This window comes from Siccirubricoccus deserti, from assembly GCF_014283215.1.
GTDB lineage: Bacteria > Pseudomonadota > Alphaproteobacteria > Acetobacterales > Acetobacteraceae > Siccirubricoccus > Siccirubricoccus deserti.
Genome location: NZ_JACOMF010000006.1, coordinates 42,091 through 60,391 on the forward strand (window position 1 = coordinate 42,091; position 18,301 = coordinate 60,391).

An 18,301-nucleotide genomic window follows, 5' to 3' on the forward strand; every position below is an offset into this window, starting at 1 on the left:
CGCGTCAGCGTGGCGCGCTGGGCGCGCTGCTGCCGGGGGAGGTGGTGCCGCCGGTGCCGCTGGTCACCGTGCCGGGCGGGCTGCTCGGGGTCATGCCGGTGCTGCTGCCGGTGGTCATGCCGGTGCCGCTGCCGGCGCTTGGGGCCGGTGCCATGCTGGTGCCGGTACCGGTGCTCGGGGAGGGTGCCATGCCGGTACCGGTGCCGGACGGCGTGCCGACCATCCCGCCGCCCATATAGGCACGGTCCCGCTCCGACAGGCGCTCACGCCGGGCTTCCGCGGATTCCCGGCCGCGGCGGGTGCTGCTGGCACGACCCCGGCGGCGGTCGTCCATCGGGGTACGCACTTCCGGATTGCTCCAGGGCGGGGTGCCAAGATTGACGTCGCTGGGGGAGGTGGTGGCGCCGGCGACGGCGCCGGCACCGCCGCCAATCGCCGCCCCGGCAAGAGCCCCGACCGGCCCGCCCAGGGCACCGATGCCCGCGCCGGTTGCCGCACCCGCCGCAGCGCCGCCGGTGGTCCGATCCTGGCTGTTGGTGCCGCAGGCGGCGACTGCAAGGGCCATGGCAGCTGCGCCGACCAGTTTCCAGCTCATTCCCATTCTCCGTGTCTGTTCGGGGGCCTCCGCTGCCGCGGGTCTGCCCACGGCGACCGGAACGCCTTCGCGCCAATTTAGTTGCGTTCGCAGTGGCGCAGCGGAGTCAAGCGAAAATGGCCGGGGCGACTTCACGCGAAACGGAGATGCCCGTGCGTAGCAACCACCACGCAGCAATCGCTTCGGTGGAACGACCTTCGGGTTGTCGGCGCGGTCCGCTGACCCGTGTTACGGCCGCGGCCAGTCTGGCCGCTCGAAGCGCTGGATCTCCAGCAGGTAGCCCGCGGGGTCGCGGAAGAAGATGTGGGTGATGCCGATGGCGGCGCGGACCGGCGGTGCTTCTGTGGCGATGCCCTGGGCCGTGAGCCAGGCATGCCATTCCTCCACCGCCTCGCTGACCAGGGTCAGCACCACGCCGCCCTGCCGTCGCGGATCGGTCACCTCGCGCGGACCACGGGCCTGGCAGATGCCGACGAAGCCGCGGTTGCCGCCCACCGCATAGATGGCGCAGCCACCCTGGTCCTGCACCAGCGGCAGTCGCAGCGTCTCGGCGTAGAAGCGCCGGCATGGGGCCGGATCCTCGGCATACAGGAAGGTGATCTGCTGAGCGAAGCCGGGCGGTGGGGTCATTTGCCGATTCCACCCCGGCGCCGGTTCGGGCACAAGAGTCGGGTCCCCCGCACCGGCCACACGCCATTCGGGCCGGTCGGCAGCCATCAATCGTCCATATCGGAGGCATCGATCCATGGCATCGCCCATCTCCTTGCGGGAGCCTGCCTGGCTGCAGGAGTTCAAGGCTTTCATCATGCGCGGCAGCGTGGTGGACCTTGCGGTCGGACTCGTTATCGGTGCCGCCTTCACCACCATCGTCACCTCATTGGTCGAGGATCTGATCAACCCGTTCATCGGACTCATCATCGGCGGCGTGGATTTCTCCAACGTCTTCGTGGTGTTGAACGGCGAGCGCCGCGCCTCGCTGGCGGCGACGCGGGAGGGCGGCGCGGCGGTGCTGGCGGTGGGCAGCTTCATCAACACCGTCATCAAATTCCTGATCGTGGCCTTCGCCATCTTCTGGGTGGTGAAGGCGCTGTCGCGGCTGCGGCTGCACGAGCTCGGCAAGGCGCCGCCGGTGGCAACGCCGACCGAGAAGCTGCTCGCCGAGATCCGCGACGAGCTGAAGGCGCAGCGCGCGAAGTAGGGCAGGATGCCGCCCCGCGGCAATCCGCTATAGCCTGTTGTTGCAGGGCGGAGTCACGCCCCACCGCGATCCTCTCTAGAGCAATATCCGATCAGGTGGAGTCACCTGATCGGATCTCTTGCTCTAGAAAATACAACAACTAGAGCAGCACATCTCCGACCTGATGGATCACGCCGTGATCCATCAGGTCGGAGGCTGCTCTAGGCGTGGCCGGAGACTTGCAGCAGCGACCGGCGCCGCATCGCGTCGGCCGCCTTCTGCGCTGCGGTCCGCTCATCGCCCAACACCTGGCGGATGCGCTGCTCCTCAAGATCGAGGGCGCGCTCCAGCCTGGCCAGCCCCTCGCTGTCCAGCGCGCCGGTCGCATGGTGGAACAGCAGGCTGCGGCGCGCCGCCTCCAGCGCCGCCAGCCGGATGCGGCGGCGGGCGGCGCGTTCCGCCGCCGCCGCCCCGCGATTGGCGGCGGTCCGGTGCAGATGCCCGGCACGGTCACGAAACTCCGCCACCATGTCGGCGGCGATGGCGCCTTCCAGCGGATCGTCCAGCCGCCTCTCGACCTCCGCCAGCGCCGCCTGGGCCATCGCCCTGCGCGCCTCGGCTTCGGTCGGGTCGATCCCGCCGTCATGGTGCGGCAGCGCGACCTTCAGCGTTTTGATGAGCCATTCCAGGGTGGTGCCCTGCAGCACCAGCGTCGCCAGTATGGCGCAGAAGGCAAGGAAGACGATCAGGTCCCGCTGCGGGAAATCCATCGGCAGGGCGAGGGCCGTGGCCAAGCTGACCACGCCGCGCATGCCGGCCCAGGCGACGATGGTCGCCTCCCGCCCTGTCGGCGGCAGCGCGCCGTCCTTGGTCGCGGTGATCCGCGGCAGCCAACTGGCCGGAAAGACCCAGAGGAAGCGCGAGAGGATCAGCGTGGCGGAAATCACCCCTGCCAGCCAGGCCAGCTCCGCTGCGCCGCGGTCGCCGATGCGCGCCAGTACCTGGTTGAGCTGCAGCCCGATCAGCACGAAGACCAGGCTGTTCAGGATGAACTCGACGAAGCCCCACACTGCAGTGCCGGCGAGCCTGGCCTGTGGAGACATCAGCGTGTGCTGCGCCGGGCCGAAGAGCAGCCCCGCCGTCACCACCGCCAGCACGCCGGAGACCCCCGCCGCCTCCCCGGCCAGGTAGGCGGCATAGGCGGCAAGGAAGCCGGTGGTGGTCTCCAGCATCACATCATTCAGCCGGTGCAGCACGAAGAGCGTGACCTGCGCCACCGCCCAGCCGATGGCGACGCCGCCCGCCGCCAGCGCCAGGAAGGTGAGCACGCCACCTCCCGCGGCCAGCGTGCCGCCGGCCATGGCCGCGCCGACCGCAAGCTTGTAGAGCACGAGGGCGGAGGCATCGTTGATCAGGCTCTCGCCTTCCAGCACGCTGACGATCCTCCGCGGCAATCGCAGCCGCTGCAGCACCGCCGCGGCGGCCACCGCATCGGGCGGGGCGACGATGGCGCCGAGGGTGAGGGCGGCGGCCCAGGGCATCTCCGGCACCAGCCAGCGGGCGACGGCGCCGATGCAGAAGGCGGTGAAGATCACCGCGCCCACCGCCAGCAGCAGGATCGGCCGCAGGTTGCTGCGGAAGGCCCGCCAATCCGTGCGGACGGCGCTGGCCTGCAGCAGCGGCGGCAGGAAGAAGGCGAGCGCGAATTCCGGGTCGAGCCGGACCACCGGCACATCGGGAACCAGCGCCAGGGCCATGCCGCCGAGCACCAGGATGACGGCGTAGGGCACCCCCAGCCGGCGCGCCAGGACGGCAAAGCCGATGCAGGCGGCGATCAGCAGCAGAACGATCTCGGTGAATGCCATGCGAGTTTCTAGGGCGCCCGCGGACCGGGCGTACACGGCTGTTCGCAGGCCATGCCCGAACTGTCGCAAGCACCGACGCGACAGGGGGTTCTCCCGAAGGGGCGGCGGGTGGGAAGGGCGCCGCTTCCGCATCCCGGAGGGCCATGCATGACATGCCCAGGTGTTCAGCGGGCGAAGCGCGCCCGGCGCTCGGCCGGATGGCGGGGTTGCGGCAGGGTGCTGCGGCCAACCGCCTGATCGCCTGCAATGCTCGACACGATCCTGGAGGACGAGGTTCTGCTGGATGCCTACTCCCGCGCGGTGACCGCAGCGGTGGAGCGGGCCGGGCCGGCGGTGGTGCATGTCGCGGTGCGCGGCAAGCATGGCGGCGGGGCGGGGTCCGGCGTGGTGGTCTCGCCGGATGGGCTGGTGCCGGCCGAGCGCCCCGGGGATTGATCGCGCCACGCCCCCGGAGCGTGACGCCGCTGTAGCCCTCAGCGCCGGCTGATCAGCTCCAGCACCGCCACCACGTCGGCGATGAGGGCGATGCCCACCATCGCCTCCACCACCCCGAAATTCGGCGCGTCGCGCGCCACGAACACCGCCGCCAGCGCGCCCGCCGCCACCAGGACCACCCGCACCAGCATCGCACCGCCCCCTCAACGAGGATGAAGCAAACAGGCCTGACGCGGGCCGATGCGCCTTGCGCTAGCCGTGGTCAGATCGCGATCAGCGCCTTGCCGGCCGTGGCGCATGCATAGATGAAATTGACCGCGCCGTAGACCGCCACGCCTTTGGTGCCGAGGCCGGTGAGCCTTTCCGCCAGACCGCCGGTCCAGCTATCCTCCCGCTTCAGTTTGGCGACCGCCTTCTTCGCCCGTTCCGAGAAGGCGGCGGCATTCCTCGCGCGGCGGCAAAGCTCGGCCAGCTCCTCCATCAGCGTCGCCACCGTCTTGCCCATGCGGCGGCCGAGGTTGATCTGCTCGGTGCTCAGCATCCGGTCGGGCAGGCCGGAGAGATTCTTGGTGATGATCTCGATCCGGCCGGACAGCGCATCGGCCTGGCTTTCCAGCTTGGACACCTGGCCGGAGAATTGCTGGCAGCGGGCTTCGATCGCGCTGGTCGCCTTCAGCATGTCCTTGGTGATCGGCAGGATGCCGGCCACCACCTCCTTGCCCATTTGGGCCGCCTTGGACGCCTTTTGACCCTCGCCCTTCTTCTTCGCCACCTCGCGCTGCTGGTTCAGCTTGTCAACATGGGCGAGGTCGTCGAGCAGCTTGCCATAGGTCTTGTCGATATCTTCGCTGTAGGTCTTCAGCGTCTTGCCGATGTCGGCGATGCCCTTCACCGCGGCGAGAATGTTCATCCAGGCCGTCCCGAAGCTGAGCGCAGCCGAGGAGACGGCGACGGCCACGCCGATGGTGCCGAGCACCACCTTGGTCGTGGTCTTCACCTGGAAGTCCTTCAGATCCTGCTTGCTCTGCAGGTAGCGCTTCCATTCCTGCTGGACCACCAGGTTCACCCGGTCCTCGACCAGCTTTCCGTAGTATTTGAGGACTTCGTTGGCTTCCTTCGACTTGGCCTCGATGATCTCCGGTGTCGGGTTCTTCTTGATGGTGGCGTCGACCTTGGCGATGGTGTCGCGGAAGGCGTCGCGCAGCTTGTCCAGCTCGTCCTTCGCGAGATTGCCGAGATGCTCGGCCCGGAGCCCGACCTGGCCGCTGTCGATCAACTGCTTGAAGACCTTGTCCACCTCGACCTCGACCTCGACCGGGATCGGGTCAAGCTTGAGGAACTGCGGCTTCACCCCGGCGGCGAGGTTGAAGCTGCGCAGCCGATAGGCCGCCACCATCTGGCCGGTCGGCCGCGGCGGCTGCGCCGCCTGCTCCGCCCCGCGCCAGATCTCCTCCAGTGCCCGTTGCAGCGCCTTCAAGGCTTTGTCGCCCTTCGGCGAAGCGGTGGATTTGCGGGCGCTGGCGACCTCGCGGAGGTATTCATCCAGGGCCCGCATCACGGCAGGCAGGGCTTTCGCCCGTTTCTCGAAGGTGGTCGCGGCGTCCAGGGCCTTGAGCGATGGTCCGAGGTCGGCGCCCCGGTTGATCATCATGACGAAATCAGGCGGCACATCCGCGCCGGTCAGCCCGGAGTTGAAGAAGGCCGACTTCGCGCCGCGCCAATCAGCGTAGAAATTCGAATAGAAGTTGGACACCCCGGCCTCCCAGTTGGCGCAGCATCCCGCGCCATCCGCCGAAGACTAGGATATTTTCGTTGCCGAAGTAATCTAGTTGCTTTGGGTAATGTGCATATTACTCAACCGAAGCGCGGGATATGGTCTGGATTGCCTCAAACCCCTCGAACTCCGGATGGCCGAGGTAGAGCGGCCGGGTGCCGCCGGCATTGCGATGCGCCTGGCGGAACGCCTCGGATCGGGTCCATGCCTCGAAATCCGCTCGGCTGCGCCAGATCGTGTGCGAGGCATAGAGGCGATGATCCTCCCGCTCCGGCCCGCGCAGCAGATGGAACTCGACGAATCCCGGCACCGCGCGCAGCTGGCTGTCGCGCGTGGTCCAGAGCTGCTCGAACGCCGGCCCAGCATCGAGTGCGACGCGGAAGCGATTCATGGCGATGAACATCGGCGGTCTCCCTGGAACAGGCCGGAACCACGGGCGGCCGGCCCGGTCAGCCTGGCACGCCGCCGTCCATCGGCGGCGATCAACAGCAGCAGCAGCAGCGTGGCGCCGCTGACCGCACAGCCGGCCCTTTCCCAGCCGGTGGTGATAATGCGCACGTGCAACTGCCGCGCCGGGCGGTCCAGCAGCACCTCGACGAAGCCGTCCGGCGTGGCGGCGACTGGCACCCGGCCATGGGTGTCCCAGGCTGCCCAGGCCGGAAACCAGAACTGCGGCAGGGCGAAGCGGCCCTCGGCGGCGGCGATGAGGTAGCCGTCGCGCAGCCGTGTGGTGCCTGGCGGCATCGGCGGCTTCGGATGCGGCGGGATCAGGCCGCCGGCACTCTCCGCCCAGCCGGCCGCCGCGGCCGTTGCGGGCACATGCGCCACCGCATAGGCACCCGGCTGCAGCCGGGCCATGGCGAGACGCGGCGCCGCCGGCATGAAGCGCGACCAGTGCGGGTTGCCGAAGGCCAGCAGCGCCAGCAGGAAGCCCAGCGGCAGCGCTGCCAGCCCAAGGCCGGTTCCCAGCGCCTCCCGCCCCCTCAGCCCGGCGGCCAGCGCCATTGCCGCGAGGCCGGTGACCGCGAGCGAGAGGAAGCCGCCGCTCCGCCAGGGCCGGGCCACCAGCGACAGCCCCGGCAGCACCGGCCAGAGTGGCAGGGATACCGCGGTCGCCAGGGCGAAGCTGGCGAACAGCATTGCCGGCAGCGCCAGCCGCAGCCGCGGCGCCAGACCGCCCGCCTGGCGCAGCACCGGCAGCAGCGCCAAGCCAAGCACCAGCGTGACCAGCAGTACAAACCAGATGATCGCCAGCCGCTCGCGCGCCGGGCTGTAGAACAGCAGGTCGTGGCGCCACGGCTCGGCGGACAGGCTGGCGGCGTGGATGGCCGGCGCCAGCCCATAGGCCGGCAGCAGAAAGCAGGCGGCGAGCGCCGCCCCGGCCAGCCCGCCGCCGAGTCCGGGCAGCAGCCCGCGCCGCCCGTTGCCCGCCAAGGCATGGGCCAACGCATGGATCAGGCCGAAATAGGCCCCGAGCACTGCCAATGGCAGGCTGGTCAGGGTGAGCGCCGCCGTCGCCAGGGCGACCGGCGGCAGTCCCTGCCGCCACGGCCGCTCCGCCGCGTGTTCCAGGGTGAGTAGCAGCAGGGGCAGCAGTGCCAGCGCCGCGGTATCGGCATAGGCGAAGCGCATCCAGGGATCGATCAGCGCGCCATAGGGCAGCAGTGCGCCGAGTGCGGCGCCGGCCAGTGCCGGGCGCGAGGGCAGGTGCCGGCGCAGCCACAACCAGGTGGTCAGCAGGCCAAGCAGCCGCCAGCCGGCGAGCGACAGGGTCAGCGCGTCCTGGACGTTCAGCCGTAGCAGCCGCTTCACCGCCAGCGCAACCCACCAGGCGGCCGGCGCATCGGCGAAAAAGGTGGCCGCGCCCAACCCGCCATGCCCGTCGAGGAGCCAGCGCGGCCAGGGGTTGTTAGGGCTGAAGCTCTCATCCAGCAGGTGCAGCGTCATCAGGGCATAATCGGCTTTCCGCCCCACCAGATTGCCGGTCACCGGCACACCGAGCAGGGGAGAGGTCGCCGCCACCACCACTGCCAGGCTCACCAGCGAGACCGCCATCCAGCGGGACATCCGCATCGCCCTCCGACTGGCCGGGAGCTATGCCACGCTTTCGGCAATTGTCGTGCAGCCCCTGGTTGCACGCTGATCAGGAGATTGTGAGTCGCAGGCAGGGAGCCAGCGGTCGGCCGCGGTCAGTGGCTGTAACGCCGGGTGCCGCCATCGACATGGATCACCTGGCCGGTGATGTAGCGCGCCAGCGGCGAAGCAAGGAACACCGCGAGCACCGCGAGATCCTCCGGCTGGCCGATGTAGCCGGCCGGGACCTCCTTCTCCGCCCAGGCGCGGCGGCTGGCCTCGTCGGGCATCACCCGCAGGTCGATCTGCTCCGAATGGATGCGGCCGGGCGGGATGGAGTTCACCGTGATGCCGTGCCGGCCGAGCTGGCGCGACAACGCCTTGGCCCAGATATGCGTCGCCCCGTTCGGCGCATTCGCCGGGTTGACGTTGTGCGGCTCGTCCTGGCCGGTGAGATTGATGATGCGGCCAAAGCCCGCCGCCTGCATCGCCGGGACCAGGGCGTGGGTGATGCGGCGGGCGGCGTGGAAGTTCAACTCCATCGCCTCCTGCCAGACCGCCTCCTCGCCGAGTTCGCCCGGCGGCTGCGGGCGGCTGCCGCCGGCGTTGTTGACCAGGATGTCGCAGCGGCCGAAGCGGCCCAGCACGGCGTCGCGGATGCGCGGCGCGGCGGTCGTGTCGGTGATGTCCTCGGTGAGGATCAGCGGCTCGGCGCTCTGCGGCAACTCGGCGGCGAGGCTTTCCAGCAGCGCCCGGCGGCGGGCGAGGATGGCGAGGCGGCAGCCCTCCTCCGCCAGCATCCGGGCGATGGTGCGGCCGAGACCGGCGGAGGCGCCGGTGACCAGGGCGACACGCCCGGTGAGTTGCATATCCATGAGGGGCCTCCCGGCTGGAGACGCCAGCCTGCGGCGCGCGGCGGCAAAAGAAAAGCCGCCCCGGCGAACCGGGACGGCTTCCTTGTCCGCGCGGGTGGCGGGGTTCAGCCCGCCATCGCCGCTTCCTTGCCCTTGCGCAAGGAGGGCAGCAGCATCGCGATCAGCGCGACAGAGGCGATGGCCAGCATGGTCGCGCTGATCGGCCGCTCCACGAACACCATGGGGTCGCCACGGCTCAGCAGCATGGCGCGGCGCAGGTGTTCCTCCATCATCGGGCCGAGCACGAAGCCGATCAGCAATGGCGCCGGCTCCATCTTCAGCTTGCTGCAAACCACCCCGAACACCGCGAACAACACCGTCATGTAGACATCGAAGACGTTGTTGTTGATGGAGTAGGAGCCGATGCAGCAGAACACCAGGATCGCCGGGTACAGGAACTTGTAGGGCACCTGCAACAGCTTCACCCACATACCGATCATCGGCAGGTTGATGATCAGCAGCATGACATTGCCGATCCACATGCTGCAGATCAGGCCCCAGAACAGGTCCGGCTGGGCCTCCACCATGCGCGGCCCGGGCTGGATGCCCTGGATGATCAGCGCGCCGACCATCAGCGCCATCACCGCGTTGGACGGGATGCCGAGCGTCAGCAGCGGGATGAAGCTGGTCTGCGCCGCGGCGTTGTTGGCCGCTTCCGGCCCGGCCACGCCCTCGATGGCGCCGGTGCCGAACAGGTGCCGGTTCTTCGAAACCTTCCGCTCCATCATGTAGGAGCCGAAGGAGGAGAGCGACGCGCCGCCGCCCGGCAGGATGCCGAGGCAGGTGCCAACCGCAGTTCCGCGCAGCACCGAGGGCGTCGCCCGGCGGAACTCCTCGCGGGTCAGAAACAGGCTGCCGACCTTGGTCTTCAGCACGCTCCGGGCTTCCGGACGCTCCAGGTTCAGGATGATCTCGGCGATGCCGAACATGCCCATGGCGAGGGCGACGAAGCCGATGCCGTCCGACAGTTCCGGCACGCCGAAGGTGAAGCGCTGCTGCCCCGTCTGCACGTCGGTGCCGACCAGGCCGAGCGCTACGCCAAGCACCACCATGGAGATCGACTTCAGCACGCTGCCCTGCGCCAGCACCGCCGAGATGATCAGGCCGAGCAGCATGAGCGAGAAATAGTCGGCCGGTCCGAAGGACAGCGCCACCGAGGTGAGCAGCGGGCCGGAGCCGGCGACGACGACGGTCGCCACCGTGCCGGCGAAGAAGGAGGCCAGCGCCGAGGTCGCCAGCGCCGCGCCGGCCCGCCCGTTGCGAGCCATCTTGTAGCCCTCGAGCGTGGTGACGACCGAGCTGATCTCACCTGGCAGGTTCAGCAGGATGGCGGTGGTGGAACCGCCGTACTGCGCCCCGTAGTAGATGCCCGCCAGCATGATGATGGCGGTGGTCGCCGGCTGTCCGAAGGTGATCGGCAGCAGCAGCGAGATGGTGGCCACCGGGCCGATGCCCGGGAGCACACCGATGGCGGTGCCGATCAGCGCGCCGATCAGCGCGAAGAGCAGGTTCTGGAAACTGAGCGCGACGTAGAAGCCGTGCGCCAGATTGCCGAGTAAATCCATGGCCGTTTGGTCCCTTTTCCGGCGCCTGGTCTAGAACTGCGGCCAGACGGAGACGCGGATGTCGAGCTGCTTGATGAACACCCACCAGCAGAGCGCGAGCAGAAAGATGGTGATGCCCATCACGCCGAGCGGGCGGTCCCGGTGCTCAGGTTCGGCAAGGGAGGCAACCAGGATGGTGCCGATCAGTGCCAGCATCAGCCCGCCCTGCTCCAGCAGCAGGGCGAACACGCACATCGCGGCGCAGATGCAGCCGATCAGCCGCCATCCCAATGACCAGCACAGCACCAGGAATCCGGCCAGCATACCGAGGCCGACGCCGTTGTAGGTGCTGCTGAAGAAGGTGCCGAAATTCGGCGCCACCCACCAGACCGCCGTGCCGACGGCAATCGCCAGCGCCAGGTTCACGCTTTCCTGCGTGGTCCATTTCTGCAGAGGGTCCGGCCCACTGAAGAATGCCGCCAGCAGGACCAGCCCGGCCAGCCCAAGCAGGGTCCAGAAGACCAGCATCGGCATGTAGCCTGGTCCCATCCGGCGGGCGGAGCCGAGATTATGGTCCAGGTTGAGCCACAGCCCGACCACGGCCAACAGAATCAGGATAGCGCTTGCGGCGATATCCTTTGAATTGACTTTCATGTTGCGCCCTTCCTCGGCTCCCAGCCCGGACCATTCGGTCCGGGATTTTCTGCAACGACACCGCGTCGCGCGCTCCGGGTCAAGCCGGTGGCGCGCGGGATTGCGAACGAAGACACTGCCGATCTCATCCGACCTCGGCCCCTGAAGCCCGTACCACCGGCGCCCAGCGGGCGACCTCGGCACGGACGAACTCTGTATAGCCCGACGGGGATAATGCGCCGGGCGTGCCGCCAAGCTCGGTGAAGCGGATCCGCAGCCCCGGCTCCGCCAGCACCGCAAGCGTGGACTGGGACAGGCGCTGCACCACCGCCGGCGGCATCCCGGCCGGGCCCGACAGGCCGAACCAGCTGTCGCTGACGAGGTCGATGCCCTGTTCGCGGAAGGTCGGCACCTCGGGGAAGGCGGGGTGGCGTTCCGCCGAGGCCATCGCCACGGCACGCACCGAGCCCTGGCGGATATGGCCAGCGGCGGAGGGCAGGCTGTCCGACATCAGCGGCACCACGCCGGCAATCACGTCGGTCATCGCCGGACCGGCACCGCGATAGGGCACATGGTTCACCCGGGCATTCGCCGCCTGGCCGAATTGCACGATCAGAAGATGGTTGGACGAACCGGAGCCGGAGGAGGCGATGTCGATCCCGCGCGGAGCCTCGCGCGACAGCCGGGCGACATCGGCGAGGGTCGGTCCGGCGAAGCGCGGGTTGGCGACGAACACCGAGGGATTGCTCACCACCAGCGCGACATGGGTGAAATCCTTCACCGCATCGTAGCGCAGCGTGCGGTAGAGTGTCGGCGCGATGCCGTGGCTGGCGATGTTCGACATCAGCAGCGTATGGCAATCCGGCGCGGCCTGCGCGACCTGCTGGCTACCGACGGTTGCGCCGGCACCGGGCCGGTTCTCAATGATGAAAGGTTGTCCGAGGCGATCCTGCAACCCTTGTGCGAGCATCCGTGCCACCAGATCCGTGGTGCCACCAGGGGCGAAGGGAACCACCAGCCGGATCGGCTGCGTCGGCCATGCCGCAACCCCTGAGGAGGCCGCGGCGGACAAGTCCTGGGCACGAGCATCCACCGGCAGCGCCGCCACGGCGGCACCGCCCGCAAGCAGTGCGCGGCGCGACAGCATCCCGGACATTGTCCTCCCCAGCTCGGGCGTGGCGTCCTATGGCATGTCTCCGTCCCACGGGGCAAGCGGGGGCGCGGCACCTTGCGGCGCCAGGATGGCCGGAATGCGTGGTTTTCGCGGCGCCGGGCGGCTGTCGCCTGTCGGGCCGCTTGTCAGCCAGAAAGCTTCCCGTAATCCTCCGGCTTCCATCCCCTCAGGATCCCCCATGACCGGCCGGCTGCTGAATGATCCCGAGACCCGCATCCGTGTCGCGACCGAGGCATTGGAGCCTCGGCTGGTGGCGATCCGGCGGGACATCCATGCCCATCCCGAACTGGCCTTCGAGGAGGTCCGCACCGCCGGCATTGTTGCTGCCGAGCTGGCGCGCATGGGCATCGTGCATCGAACCGGAATCGGCCGCACCGGCGTCGTCGGTGTCATCGAGGGCAGCAGGCCGGGGCCGACGCTCGCCATCCGCGCCGACATGGATGCGCTGCCGATCCACGAACAGACCGGCCTCGACTTCGCCAGCACGGTCGATGGCAAGATGCACGCCTGCGGCCACGACATCCACACGACGACGCTGCTCGGCGCCGCCGAGGTGCTGAAGGGGCTCGCGCCGCAGTTCGCCGGCCGGGTAGTGCTGGTGTTCCAGCCGGCCGAGGAGGCGTTGGGTGGCGCCGCCGCCATGGTCGCCGACGGCGTGCTGGAAGGTGTCGACATGGCGCTCGGCTTCCACAACTACCCGACCATGCCGGTTGGCCGCTTCGGCTACTGCCGTGGCTCGACCCTCGCCGCCGCCGACCGCTTCGACCTGGTGGTGCATGGCCAGAGCGGTCATGCGGCGCATCCCGAGGACGCGATCGACCCGATCGTCGCCGCCGCCGCCTTCGTTGGCAGCGCGCAGACGGTGGTGAGCCGGGAGATCGATCCGCTGCTGCCGGCCGTTGTCACCATTGGCATGCTGCATGGCGGCACCGCGCCCAACATCATCCCGGAAAGTGTCGAGCTGCGCGGCACGGTGCGCACCCTGCACCATGTCTCGCGCGATACCGCGGAACGCGCGCTGAAGCGGCTGGCGCAGGGGCTGGAGGCGATGCACCGGGTGCGCTGCGAGCTGAACTATCGCCGCGGGGTGCCGCCGCTGGTGAACAGCGACCGCGTGCTTGACCCTGCCATTGCCGCGGTGCGCGCGCAATTCGGCGAGGCGGTGGACGAGGGCCGCCCCAGCATGGGCGCCGAGGATTTCGCCGAATTCGCGGAGCGGGTGCCTGCGTTCCAATTGCGCATTGGCAGCGGCGCGCCAGGCCGCGACGATCACCTGCACAATGCCGGCTACCAGCCGGACGAGCGCTGCATCGGCCTCGGCGTGCAGGCATTGTCGCGCATCGCGCTCGAGATCCTGTCGTGACGCAGCATCGCATCGCCGAGCTCACCGCACCCGAGGTTGCCGCGCGGCTCGCCGCCGGGGCCTGCGCCATCCTGCCGATGGGCAGCCTTGAGACTCACGGGCCGCAAGCGCCGATGGGCGACTATCTGTTGGCCGAGTCGATTGCCGCGCGCATCGCCGCTCGCGCCGCCGCGGCCGGCGCCGATGCGCTGGTGCTGCCGCCGATCCCCTTCGGCGGCGAGGATTTCTTTTCATTCGTGCCGGGCGGGGTGGTGCTCACGCCGGCGACCCTGCAGGCGGTGATCGAGGAGGTCTGTGACAACCTCGTCCGCACCGGCACCCGGCGCATCCTCATCATCAACGGCCATGCCGGCTCCATCGCGCCGGCCGATGCGGCAACGCGGGCGCTGCGCCGCAAGCACGGCCTGCGCATCCCGACCCTGCATCTGTGGCGCGCCGCCGGCGTGCTGCATGCCGAGCTGGGCGGCGCGCCCGCCAGCTTCGGCCATGGTGGCGACCCGGTCTGGTCGGTGGCGCTGCATCTCCGCCCCGATCTCTGCCGGCCGGAGCTGGCGCGGGAAAAGCAGCCGGTGCCGCCGATTCTCGGTGTGCCGGTCGCGGATTTCGGCACGCTGAAGGTCGAAGGCGTCGCCTTCAGCGTGCCGATGGAGGTGGAGGAGGTGGCGCCCGGCGGCGTTGCCTGCGCCGACAGCCGGCCTGGCACCGCCGGGCATGGCGCCCGCATCACCGATCGCATCGTCTTGGCCGGTGCCGCCATGGTGGCGCATATTAAAGAGCATTCGTGACCCGGGCGCGGCTCGCAGGTCTCGATCGATTGGAGACATGGGAATGAAGATCTGCGTCTATGGCGCCGGCGCCATCGGCGGCCATATCGCCGCGCGCCTCGCCAAGGGGGGCGCCGAGACTTCGGTGGTCGCCCGCGGCCCGCACCTCTCCGCGATCCGCGCCAGCGGCCTCACCGTCGTCGCGCATGACGGCACGCTGCACAGCCGGCCGCGGGCGACGGACAACCCTGCCGAGCTTGGCCCGCAGGACGCCGTCATCGTCACGGTGAAGGCACCGGCGTTGCCTTCCGTCGCCGCCGCCATCGCCCCGTTGCTGGGGTCGGAGACGGCGGTCGCCTTCGTGATGAACGGCATCCCCTGGTGGTATTTCGACGGCACCGCGAAGGCCGGCCGGCGCCTGCCGGAGCTGGACCCCGGCGATGCGCTGCGCGCGGCCATCGGCGTCGGCCGCACCATCGGCGGCGTGGTCTATTCGGCAGCCAGCGTCACCGAGCCTGGGGTCATCCACGCCATCGCGCCTGACAGCCGCGTCGTTCTCGGCGAGTTGGATGGCGCGATGACGCCGCGACTGAAGGCGCTGTGCGACACAATCGCCGCCGGCGGCATCGGCGCCCCCGCGGTGCCCGATATCCGCAATGCGGTCTGGGCCAAGCTGCTCGGCAATCTGATGACCGGGCCGCTCTGCGTCCTCTCGCGCTCCTGCATGGAGGACACGCTGGCGTCGCCGGCGGTGCGGGAGACGGCAATCCGCATGGCGCGGGAGGTGATGGCGATCGCCGCCGCGCTCGGCTGCCCGATCGCCGGCGATGCGCCGGAGGCGCGCATCGGCCGGTCGTCGAAGCTGCGGCACAAGCCCTCGATCCTACAGGATCTGGAGGCCGGGCGGGCGATGGAGATCGATGCGCTCTTCGCCGCGCCGCTGACCCTGGCGCGGGAGGCCGGCGTCGCCGTGCCGATGCTGGAGACGATGACGGCGCTGGCCACCCGCGCGGCCATCGCCGCCGGGCTCTACACCCCGAAGGGAGTCGCGGCATGAAGGTTTGCATCTTCGGCGCCGGCGCCATCGGCGGGCATCTCGCAGGGCGGCTGGCGAAGGGCGGCGCGGAGGTGTCCGTCCTCGCCCGCGGCGCGCAGCTCGCCGCGATCCGGGCGAAGGGGCTGCGCGTGCTGGCGGCGGATGGCGACATCCATGTCCATCCGCGCGCCGAAGCCGACCCCGCCGCGCTCGGGCCGCAGGATGCGGTGGTGGTCTGCACCAAGGTACCGGCACTTGGCGACGTCGCCCGCGCCATTGGCCCGCTGCTGGGGCCGGAGACGTCGGTCACCTTCGTCACCAACGGCATCCCCTGGTGGTACTTCCACGCCCATGGCGGCGCCGAGGAAGGCCAGCGCGTACCGGAAGCCGACCCCGGCGATGTGGTGTGGGACAGCATCGGCCCGAAGCGGGCGATCGGCGGGGTGATCTATTCGGCCTGCTCCGTGCCGGAGCCCGGCGTGATCGAGGTGACCAGCCGCACCAACAAGCTGCTGCTGGGAGAGCCGGATGGCAGCCGCTCCGACCGCACGGTGGCGCTGGCCACGGCGTTCAAGCAGGGCGGGATGCCGTGCAGCGTCAGCGCCGACATCCGCAGCGATGTCTGGGCCAAGCTGATCACCAACCTGTCCAATGCGCCGGTCTGCGTGCTGACCCGGCGGCACATGCAGGACACCTTCGCCGATGCCGTGGTGCGCGAGGCGGCGGTGACGGTGGTGCGGGAGAGCCTGGCGATCGCCGCCGCCATGGGACGCCCGGTGGGCGGCGCGCCGGAGGAGCGCATCAACCAGTCCGCCCAGCTCGCGCATAAGCCCTCCATCCTGCAGGACCTGGAAGCCGGGCGGCCGATGGAGGTGGACTCCCTGTTCCAGGCCCCGCTGCGCCTGGCGCGGGAGAAGGGCGTGCCGGCGCCGACGCTCAGCCTGCTGGTGGCGATGGTGGCGCAGGTGGCCGAGGCGGCCGGCCTCTACAGGAGGAGTGCACAGGATGGCTGAACCGCAGATCGACCACATCGTCGTCGACGTCCGCGACCGCATCGCGGAGGGGGCGGAGATCTATCGCCGCCTCGGCTTCCAGCTCACGCCCATGGGCAAGCACAGCCTGGGCTCGGCCAATCACCTGGCGATCTTCGGCACCGACTACTTGGAGCTGTTGGGCACCGACGTGCCTGGCGGGGCGCTGCGGCCGGATCTGGAGCCGTTTCCCGTCGGGCTGAATGGGCTGGTGTTCCGCGGCTACGACTCCGAGGCGTTGCAGGCGCGGCTGATGGCCGCCGGCGTTCCGGTGCAGCCGGCGAATGCCTTCTTCCGCCCGGCCGACCTGCCGGATGGCAGCCAGGCGGATGCCAAATTCAAGACGGTGCGGCTGGACCGCTCGGCCGCCTTCGACGGCCGGCTCTACTGGTGCGAGCACCTGACGCCGGAGCATGTCTGGCGGAAGGAATGGCAGGAGCATCCGAACGGCGCGCTCGGCGTCGCCCGGATGCTGCTCTCGGTCCGCGACCCGGAGCGCCAGGCGGCGATGTTCCGCCGGATGTTCGGCGCCGAGGCGGTGCGCACCACGGATGACGGCCGCGCCCTGCTGCGGCTCGGCGCGGCGGCGGTGGTGGAGGCGGCGCCGCATGCGGCGGTGGCGGCGGAACTCGGAAACGCCGCGCCCGATCCAGCGGGGCGGGGCGACCATCTGGCGGTGCTCGGGCTGAAGGTGCGGGACCTCGGTGCGACGGCCGCGCTGCTGCGCACCAACAAGGTGCCGGCCACCGTCTCGGCGGGGCTGGTGCGGGTGCCGGCCAGGGCGGCGATGAACACCACCATCGATTTCATGGCCTAGGAGCGGCAAACACGCTCCAGCGGACTATCCTTCCGTCATGCGCGGGCTTGACCCGCGCATGACGCGCTCCAACGAAAGCAGGAGCCTGGAGTGGCCGGGTCAAGCCCGGCCATGACATTGAAGGGGAGGGCGCCATCGGGCCGGCGCGGCCTCAGCCAGCTTGGCGTGGCAGCGCCGTCTGCCCCAGCACCCAGCCCTCCCAGCGGCGGATCCAGGGGTCATCCGGCACGAAATCCGGCCGCACCCCGTCCAGAACGCCGATCAGCCCGAGCAGGCCGATCAGCGAATCGAAGCGATCCTCGCCGGCGGCGTCGCGGCCGAAGCCAGCCTCGATGGCGGTGGCCAGCGCCGGCTCCGGCGCCACGCCGCGCGCCGCCATCACCGCTCGCAGCGCCGGCGCCAGCGCCCGCCGGGCTGCCTCCGCCCGCTTGCTGCCGGCGAGCCTGAGCCCGCAATGGCGCAGCGCCTCGGCCGGGTAGACCTCGGCCAGCACCGCGACGCCGGGCGTCAGCAGCGCGTGCAGCCCGCCCTCAAAGGGCCAGAGCCGCACCGGGGCACCGCCGACGAGGGCCGGCACCAGCCAGTCCCGCCAGGCGGCGATGGCGGCCTTGCCGGATTGGTTGGCGCCGAGGGTCCAGAACAGCGGCGCCCCGGCTGGGCGCTCCGCCGTCGCCCGGTCGCACCAGCGGGAGAGGCTCTCGGGCCCAGGGAAGCCCAATGCCGCGGCATGCGCCGCCCGGGTCATGCCGCGTATCCCGCGTAGCGGGTAGAAGGGCCGGGCCGGGGAGACCGTCTCCAGGCCCGCACTCACCGCGAAGAACTCGGGCGTTGCCGCCAGCCCGGCGAGGAATTCCCGGAACCCCGGCTCTGGCCGGGCGGCGGCATGGGCGCGTGGCAGGCCGAGCGGCAGGTCGAGCCCGAGCGCGACCGGCATCCCCGCCGCCAGCAGCCCCGGCAGCAGTGCCGCGAGCTCACCCACCGGCCGCGGCGCCGCCGCCACCCAGCCGCCGGCGCCGCGCCAAGCCAGGCTGAGCCAGCGCTTGCGCGGGTCGATGCTCCAATCGGCATGCGCCGCGATCAAGTCGCACCCAGCCACAGCAGGCTGT

At 70.1% G+C, this 18,301-nt stretch carries 19 protein-coding genes; 7 read left to right on the forward strand and 12 right to left on the reverse strand.

Annotated features, from left to right (window positions below; all coding sequences use genetic code 11):
* Nucleotides 1–4: 4 nt before the first annotated feature.
* Together H7965_RS07285 and H7965_RS07290 are read right to left on the reverse strand one after the other, a co-directional pair.
* Complete coding sequence (locus H7965_RS07285; RefSeq protein ID WP_186769905.1) at nt 5–595, reverse strand: hypothetical protein; 591 nt, start codon at nt 593–595, stop codon at nt 5–7.
* 228 nt (nt 596–823) lie between these two features.
* On the reverse strand, nt 824–1,225 hold the full coding sequence (locus H7965_RS07290; RefSeq protein ID WP_186769906.1) for a VOC family protein: 402 nt from the start codon (nt 1,223–1,225) through the stop codon (nt 824–826).
* 115 nt (nt 1,226–1,340) lie between these two features.
* On the opposite strand from H7965_RS07290, the gene mscL reads away from it, so the two are divergent.
* A complete protein-coding gene (gene mscL, locus H7965_RS07295) occupies nt 1,341–1,793 on the forward strand; it encodes a large conductance mechanosensitive channel protein MscL (protein ID WP_186769907.1) in 453 nt (150 codons plus the stop codon).
* Nucleotides 1,794–1,993: 200 nt separating this feature from the next.
* On the opposite strand, the gene H7965_RS07300 is transcribed toward mscL, so the two are convergent.
* On the reverse strand, nt 1,994–3,637 hold the full coding sequence (locus tag H7965_RS07300) for a Na+/H+ antiporter (RefSeq protein ID WP_186769908.1): 1,644 nt from the start codon (nt 3,635–3,637) through the stop codon (nt 1,994–1,996).
* A 246-nt stretch (nt 3,638–3,883) separates the two neighbouring features.
* On the opposite strand from H7965_RS07300, the gene H7965_RS07305 reads away from it, so the two are divergent.
* Nucleotides 3,884–4,072 (forward strand): hypothetical protein, encoded by a 189-nt coding sequence (locus tag H7965_RS07305; RefSeq protein ID WP_186769909.1) that lies wholly within the window; start codon nt 3,884–3,886, stop codon nt 4,070–4,072.
* Nucleotides 4,073–4,110: 38 nt separating this feature from the next.
* Here the strand turns inward: H7965_RS07305 and H7965_RS07310 are convergent, their stop codons facing one another.
* The 8 genes from H7965_RS07310 to H7965_RS07345 form a co-directional block, all read right to left on the reverse strand.
* A complete protein-coding gene (locus H7965_RS07310) occupies nt 4,111–4,263 on the reverse strand; it encodes a hypothetical protein (protein WP_186769910.1) in 153 nt (50 codons plus the stop codon).
* 71 nt (nt 4,264–4,334) lie between these two features.
* Nucleotides 4,335–5,825, reverse strand: coding sequence for a hypothetical protein (locus H7965_RS07315; protein ID WP_186769911.1), 1,491 nt, complete (start codon nt 5,823–5,825; stop codon nt 4,335–4,337).
* Between the two features lie 97 nt (nt 5,826–5,922).
* Entirely contained in the window at nt 5,923–6,249 is a 327-nt protein-coding gene (locus tag H7965_RS07320) for an antibiotic biosynthesis monooxygenase family protein (RefSeq protein WP_186769912.1), read from the reverse strand.
* Complete coding sequence (locus H7965_RS07325; RefSeq protein ID WP_186769913.1) at nt 6,234–7,913, reverse strand: hypothetical protein; 1,680 nt, start codon at nt 7,911–7,913, stop codon at nt 6,234–6,236. The genes H7965_RS07320 and H7965_RS07325 overlap by 16 nt, the downstream gene beginning before the upstream one ends.
* Before the next feature lie 122 nt (nt 7,914–8,035).
* A complete protein-coding gene (locus tag H7965_RS07330; protein ID WP_186769914.1) occupies nt 8,036–8,794 on the reverse strand; it encodes an SDR family NAD(P)-dependent oxidoreductase in 759 nt (252 codons plus the stop codon).
* 104 nt (nt 8,795–8,898) lie between these two features.
* A complete protein-coding gene (locus H7965_RS07335) occupies nt 8,899–10,398 on the reverse strand; it encodes a tripartite tricarboxylate transporter permease (RefSeq protein ID WP_186769915.1) in 1,500 nt (499 codons plus the stop codon).
* Between the two features lie 30 nt (nt 10,399–10,428).
* Complete coding sequence (locus H7965_RS07340) at nt 10,429–11,031, reverse strand: hypothetical protein (protein WP_186769916.1); 603 nt, start codon at nt 11,029–11,031, stop codon at nt 10,429–10,431.
* Nucleotides 11,032–11,155: 124 nt separating this feature from the next.
* A complete protein-coding gene (locus tag H7965_RS07345) occupies nt 11,156–12,157 on the reverse strand; it encodes a Bug family tripartite tricarboxylate transporter substrate binding protein (protein ID WP_186769917.1) in 1,002 nt (333 codons plus the stop codon).
* A gap of 205 nt (nt 12,158–12,362) precedes the next feature.
* Between H7965_RS07345 and H7965_RS07350 the strand changes: the two genes are divergently transcribed.
* Genes H7965_RS07350 through H7965_RS07370 form a run of 5 tightly spaced genes read left to right on the forward strand, consistent with a single transcriptional unit; the run spans nt 12,363 to nt 17,195 of the window.
* Nucleotides 12,363–13,547, forward strand: a complete 1,185-nt coding sequence (locus H7965_RS07350; RefSeq protein WP_186769918.1) for a M20 metallopeptidase family protein — start codon at nt 12,363–12,365, stop codon at nt 13,545–13,547.
* Complete coding sequence (locus H7965_RS07355) at nt 13,544–14,332, forward strand: creatininase family protein (protein ID WP_186769919.1); 789 nt, start codon at nt 13,544–13,546, stop codon at nt 14,330–14,332. Before H7965_RS07350 ends, H7965_RS07355 begins: the two co-directional genes overlap by 4 nt.
* 43 nt (nt 14,333–14,375) lie before the next feature.
* On the forward strand, nt 14,376–15,368 hold the full coding sequence (locus H7965_RS07360; protein WP_186769920.1) for a ketopantoate reductase family protein: 993 nt from the start codon (nt 14,376–14,378) through the stop codon (nt 15,366–15,368).
* Complete coding sequence (locus H7965_RS07365) at nt 15,365–16,360, forward strand: ketopantoate reductase family protein (protein ID WP_186769921.1); 996 nt, start codon at nt 15,365–15,367, stop codon at nt 16,358–16,360. The genes H7965_RS07360 and H7965_RS07365 overlap by 4 nt, the downstream gene beginning before the upstream one ends.
* Nucleotides 16,353–17,195, forward strand: a complete 843-nt coding sequence (locus H7965_RS07370) for a VOC family protein (protein ID WP_186769922.1) — start codon at nt 16,353–16,355, stop codon at nt 17,193–17,195. The genes H7965_RS07365 and H7965_RS07370 overlap by 8 nt, the downstream gene beginning before the upstream one ends.
* Nucleotides 17,196–17,346: 151 nt before the next feature.
* Here H7965_RS07370 and H7965_RS07375 read toward each other — a convergent pair whose 3' ends face one another.
* Nucleotides 17,347–18,276 (reverse strand): hypothetical protein, encoded by a 930-nt coding sequence (locus tag H7965_RS07375; protein WP_186769923.1) that lies wholly within the window; start codon nt 18,274–18,276, stop codon nt 17,347–17,349.
* Nucleotides 18,277–18,301 lie beyond the last annotated feature (25 nt).